Genomic DNA, 5,332 nt, shown 5'->3' with positions numbered 1-5,332 from the left:
TGGTGCCGGGCGGCACGTCGAGGTTCACGCCGAGCTCGTCGATCGTGAATGTGTGGCGGGTGGCGTCGTCGTTGGTGACCGTGACTGCCACGGTGCCGGCGTCGGCCGTCACGCTGCTCGTGTCGAACCGGAAGTCCTGGGCGGTCAGCTCGACGTCGCCGGGCTGCGCGGTGACGCTGTCGACGCGGCCCGCCGCGACGACGGATACTGCCGTCGCGGCGACCAGGACCGCGACCGCGACGACGGCGACCGGCACGGCGGATCGCGGAGCCGGTCGACCGGGTTCCCGGGCCGCTCGGAAGGCCGGCACCGCGGCGACGCTACCGACGAGGGTCGCCACGGTGAACAGCGTCAGCGGGAGGAAGTCGCCGGGGCTCTCGGGGTGGGTCAGCGCGTCGACCAGGAACGGCGCGCTGGCCAGCAGTTCGGCGAGCAGCACAACGCCGAGCACCACGACGCCGGTCCGCCGCCACCGCCACACGAGGAGCAGTCCGAGGGTGATCGGGGCCGCCATCGCCAGGAAGAACGCCTCGATGCTGCCGGCGATGATCAGCGCGATCGCGAACGATGCGATCGTGGCGCAGGCCGATGCGACGAGCAGGGCGAGCCAGCTGATGCGACGTCGCGTGCCTGCCGGTGCCATCGGTTCGGTGCTGGTAGGTGGACGTAGACTGGTGGGGCGGATCGTGGTCATGTCGGTCTCCTCGCTGAGTGGTGGTTGTCTACGCCGCCGGATTGCTCCGCAGGGCGCCGAGCTGCACGAGCAGGCTGTGGGTGTCGACCGCCGCCCAGTGCTCGGCGATCCGTCCGTCGTCGCCGACCCGGTTGACGTCGATGACCTCGAACACGACCCGCCGACCTGTGGGTTCGATACCGAGGAATTCGCCCGTGTGGGTGCCGCGGGCGGTGCTGCGGGTGACCACCCGGTCGGCCTCGGCGATCTGGTCCTCGACGATCAGGTACAGGTCGGGGAACGCCCGACGTAGGGCGGTGACCCGGTCCGTGAGCCCTCCGAGCCCGGTCCGCGCGGACAGCGCCGGGCCGTGGTCGAGATAGGCGTCGCCGAGGACGTCACCGACGACGCCCAGGTCGCCCTGCGTGAACACCTCCTCGGCGAGGCGGCGGGCCTGCCGCTTCATCTGCTCCGGTGGCACGGCCGCCGACCGCATGTCGTGGGCGCTCATGCCACGGAAGACGGTGTCGTTTGCGGGTAGGTTGCCGCTGTCTCGTGACCTGCCGCTGCGCTACCCGAGGTCGCACCGGGCGACGAACCTCCGTGCGGTAGCCTGATGACGGGTCGGTGCGGGATCGCGCACCCGAACGCCAGCACCGCGAGGAACGACCAGTAGAACAGCGCGACCCACGCGCCGCGGGACGTCGTAACCGCAAGGTCGAGGCCCGCGAATCCGGTGACCGTGAGCGCCCAGATCGGGATGGACGTCAGGCCGACGACCCCACCGACGACCCGTCCCCACAACGGACCGCGGCCCGACAACGCGTAGCCGCTGACCATCCCGTACAGCGGCACCCCGATCGCGCCTCCACCGAGCGGGTTGGCGGCGAACTGCTCCAGCCCGGCCATCAGGCCGCCCGGAGCGGTCACCAACCCGTGGACGAGCACACCCGCGAACAGCAGTGGCGCCGTCGCGAGCCACCGCCACCCCCGCCCACCGCCGGTGCGGCGCAGGTGCTCGGCCCACCCGAACACCGCGCCGGTGAGCACACCCGGCGCCAGGATCCACCCAAACGTCCCCACCCACTCGACAGCGGAGCCGGGTCCGGCGATCTGCGCCATGAACCCGCGCAGACCCGCGGCCCACGCCAGGCCACACACCGCGCCGATGGCGACCAACGCTACGGCTCCGAGCTCCCGCGTCGGCCGCTGCGTCGCGCGGTCGATTGTCGACGTCATCGGTTGCATCGTCCACCTCTGCTGTCCACAGCGGACCGTCGACCGCAGCGTGATCGACCGCCGCAACCCGCACCACGACGAGGACTCCCCGTTCGCTGGACGTTTCCCTAGAATCTGCTGTGGTGGACACCAGCGCGGGTCGGGGTCAGCCCCCGTTCGGGGCGATCCTGCGGCGCGTCCGAGTCGCGGCGGGCCTGACCCAGGAAGCGCTCGCCGAGCGGGCACGCGTGAGCGCCAAAGCGGTCAGCGACCTCGAACGCGATCCCACCCGCCGCCCACGGCTGACGACGGTCGGGCTGCTCGCGGACGCGCTCGAACTGTCGGCCGCGGACCGCACCGCGCTGGTCGCGGCCGCGAGCCCGTCCGACGCCCCTGCGGCCGACCGCCCGCCGACGACATCGTCCGGGTCGCTGCCCCGCCCCCTGACCCCGCTGTTGGGACGCGCGGGCGTCACCGCCGCCATCGCCGAGCTGCTGCGGCGCGGTGACCCGCAGCTGTTGACGCTGACCGGCCCGGGCGGGGTCGGCAAGACCCGCGTCGCGATCGAGGCTGCGCGGCAGGCACGCGAGGCGTTCCCCCACGGCGTCGTGTTCGTGGACCTCACCCCGTTGCGCGACCCGGCTCTGGTGCTGCGCAGGATTGGCGCCGGCGCCGGGATCGACGACAGCGACGCGACGCCGCTGCGCGAGCGTGTCGTGGCGGGGCTGCGCGGACGGCGGCTGCTGGTCGTTCTCGACAACGTCGAGCACCTGCTGCCCGCCACGCTGGATGTCGTGGCGGTGCTCGAGGCGTGTCCCGATCTGGTCGTGCTCGCGACCAGCCGGGTGTCGCTGCGGGTCCGTGGCGGCCGCGACTACGCGATCGCACCGCTGCCGCTGCCCGACCCGTCCGACGACACTACGGCGCTGGCGACGTCGCCGGCCGTCGAGCTGTTCGTCGACCGCGCGTGTGCGGCCGGTGCCGATCTTCCGGATGATGCGGACAGCCTGCGGGTCGTCGTGGACATCTGCCGCCAGCTCGACGGTCTGCCGCTCGCGCTCGAGCTGGCCGCCGCGCGCGTGCGGATGTTGCCGCCGGCGGCGTTGCGTGCGCGACTCGACCGTCGTCTGGCCGTGCTCGTCGACGGGCCGCGGGATCTCCCGGCGCGGCAACGGACCCTGCGGGACGCGATCGCGTGGAGCTACGACCTGCTGGCCGAGGCCGACCAGGTGGTGCTGCGGCGGCTGAGCGTGTTCGCCGGAGGCTGCACGCTCGAGGCGGCCGAGGCGGTCTGCGGACCCGGCGACGAGCGCCCGGTGCTCGACCAGGTGACCGCCCTGATCGACAGCAACCTGGTGCGGTTGTCAGCGTCGTGTGCACCCGACGACGCGCCGCGGGTGGTGCTGCTCGAGACGATCCGCGAGTTCGCGGCCGAACAGCTGCACGCCCACGGTGAGGTCGACGATGCCCGTCGGCGTCACGCCGACCACTTCGTCGCGCTCGCGGAGTCTGCGGCGGCCGGCCTGTCGGGGCCCGACGCACCCGACGCGGCCGCCCGCCTGGATGCCGAGCACGACAACCTGCGCGTCGCGCTGGAGTGGCTGTGCGACCGCGGGGACGCATCGGCGGCCGTGCGCCTCGCCGGCAGCCTGTGGCCATTCTGGTTCCAGCGCGGTCACCTCACCGAGGGACGACGGTGGCTGCGTGACGCGCTCGCTCTACAGGGCGCGGACGCGGCGGACGCGGCGCAGCGGCTGGCGTGTCTAGTCGGCGCCGCTCGCCTGGCGATGGACCAGGCCGATCACGACGCCGCCGACGCCGCGTGCGCGGCCGCCGTCGCGCTGGCCCGCGGCGGACGCGAGCCCCGTCACCTCGTGGCCGCCCTCAACGTCCACGGTCACGTCACGCGACGGCGCAACCGCTACGCCGACTCGCTCCGCGCCCACGCCGAGGCGCGCGACGTGGCACGCACGGCCGGCGATTCCGCTGGCGAGGCCGAGGCTCTGCTCGGCCTCGGCAGCGGCAGCATGTTCACCGGCGATATGGACGAAGCGCACGACCTTGCCACAGAAGGCCTCACCGTGGCACGGGCCTCAGGCGACGACCGACTGATCGCCCAGGCGCTGTCGTTCCTCGCCTGGCACGCCACGAACACCGCCGACCACGACAGCGCCGAAGCCCACGCGACCGAGAGCCTCGAGATCTGGCACCGGCTCGGTGACACCGGCGAGGTCGCCGAACTGTTCTTCCAGCTCGGCAACATCGCAATGTTCCGTGGTGACCACGAGCACGCCGACGAGGCCTTTCGGGACGCCCTCGCGCTGCACCGCGACCGCGGCGACATCCTCCACCTGGCGCGCGACCTCGGCGGCGTTGCTACGGCCGCACTCAACCTGGGCCAGCATGAGCGGGCACGAGCACTGCTGAAAGAAGGCCTCGACCTCGGCCGACGACACGACGACCGTTGGGACCAGGCAATGGCCCTGACCATCCTCGGGCACGTCGAACTGGCCGACGGCGACGATGCCGCCGCGCTGGACGCGCTGACAGAAGCTGCCGACCTGTTCCACACCATCGGCAACCTGCTCTACCTGCCGTGGTGCCTCGAAGGCCTCGCCGGGATAGCCGCCAGCCGGGGCGACCCGGCGCTCGCCGCAGAGCTCGACGGCGCCCGTGAAGCTGTCCGCGCGCAGATCGGGGTCGCGATCCCACCCGTGCACCCCACCGGCCACGCCCGCACCCTGGCCACGATCGGAACCTCGCTGGCACCCGAGGTTCGCGAGACCGCACGAAGGACCGGCCTGACCCACCCGACGCAGGAAATCCTCGAACACGCGTGTGGCCCCATGGAGACCTTCGGGCGGGTCTGACGGAGCTTGCGGCCTTTCGAAGCGGATCGCGAAGGCGCTCAGGGCAGGCTTCCAGCGGTTCATCTCGCGTGGCGTACCGTCCGACCCACCACCGCCACACTGTACGCAATTCGTGTCATGTCAAGCCCACTTGACGTAGCCAACGCAGCCAATTGGCTACGTTCACCAGCGCCGAAGCTAACAGCAGCGCGTCGAACATGGCGTGGATGCCGTGCCAGACCAGCACCAGGGTCGCCTGATCCTGCGGGGTCGCCCCGGCAGCGTGGTAGAGGTCGGACAGCGGGGCGGTGGCGACGTGGGGCAGCGCGCCGGCCGCGAGCACGACGAGGCCCAGGATGCTCAGGGCGGTCCCGAACAGCGCAGGCGTCGGGCTGGTTCGGCGCAGTCCGCGGTACAGCGCGAGGCAGTGGACGACCCACAGGAGGAGGACTCCGAGGTAGAGGCTGTTCTCCACGGTCCGTGCGGCTCTGATGTCGGGGAACCTCATGAGCGACTGCTCGGGTGTGATGTCCATCCCCACGAACGCGGCGACGACGCCGAAGGTGACGAGCATGAGGACGCTGCCACCGAT

At 72.1% G+C, this 5,332-nt stretch carries 5 protein-coding genes; 1 reads left to right on the top strand and 4 read right to left on the bottom strand.

Annotation, left to right across the window (positions count from 1 at the left end; genetic code table 11):
- From VFZ70_16345 to VFZ70_16335, 3 genes are all read right to left on the bottom strand, one after another.
- The coding region (locus VFZ70_16345) for a cupredoxin domain-containing protein (GenBank protein HEX6257380.1) at nucleotides 1-694 on the bottom strand (694 nt) is incomplete at its 3' end.
- 28 nt (nucleotides 695-722) lie between these two features.
- Nucleotides 723-1,184 carry an ester cyclase gene (locus VFZ70_16340; protein ID HEX6257379.1) on the bottom strand — a complete coding sequence of 154 codons (462 nt, stop codon included), beginning with the start codon at nucleotides 1,182-1,184 and terminating at the stop codon, nucleotides 723-725.
- The gene (locus VFZ70_16335; protein ID HEX6257378.1) at nucleotides 1,181-1,912 is read right to left on the bottom strand and encodes a hypothetical protein; all 732 of its coding nucleotides are present in this window, start codon (nucleotides 1,910-1,912) and stop codon (nucleotides 1,181-1,183) included. The genes VFZ70_16340 and VFZ70_16335 overlap by 4 nt, the downstream gene beginning before the upstream one ends.
- A gap of 122 nt (nucleotides 1,913-2,034) precedes the next feature.
- On the opposite strand from VFZ70_16335, the gene VFZ70_16330 reads away from it, so the two are divergent.
- The gene (locus tag VFZ70_16330; protein HEX6257377.1) at nucleotides 2,035-4,761 is read left to right on the top strand and encodes a helix-turn-helix domain-containing protein; all 2,727 of its coding nucleotides are present in this window, start codon (nucleotides 2,035-2,037) and stop codon (nucleotides 4,759-4,761) included.
- 115 nt (nucleotides 4,762-4,876) lie between these two features.
- Here the strand turns inward: VFZ70_16330 and VFZ70_16325 are convergent.
- On the bottom strand, nucleotides 4,877-5,332 hold a 456-nt coding region (locus VFZ70_16325; GenBank protein ID HEX6257376.1), incomplete at its 5' end, for a hypothetical protein.

It is taken from the genome of Euzebyales bacterium, assembly GCA_036374135.1.
Lineage (GTDB): Bacteria > Actinomycetota > Nitriliruptoria > Euzebyales > JAHELV01 > JAHELV01.
The sequence above is the reverse complement of the archived record's forward strand: the minus strand, read 5'-3'. Positions and strand labels throughout refer to the sequence as shown.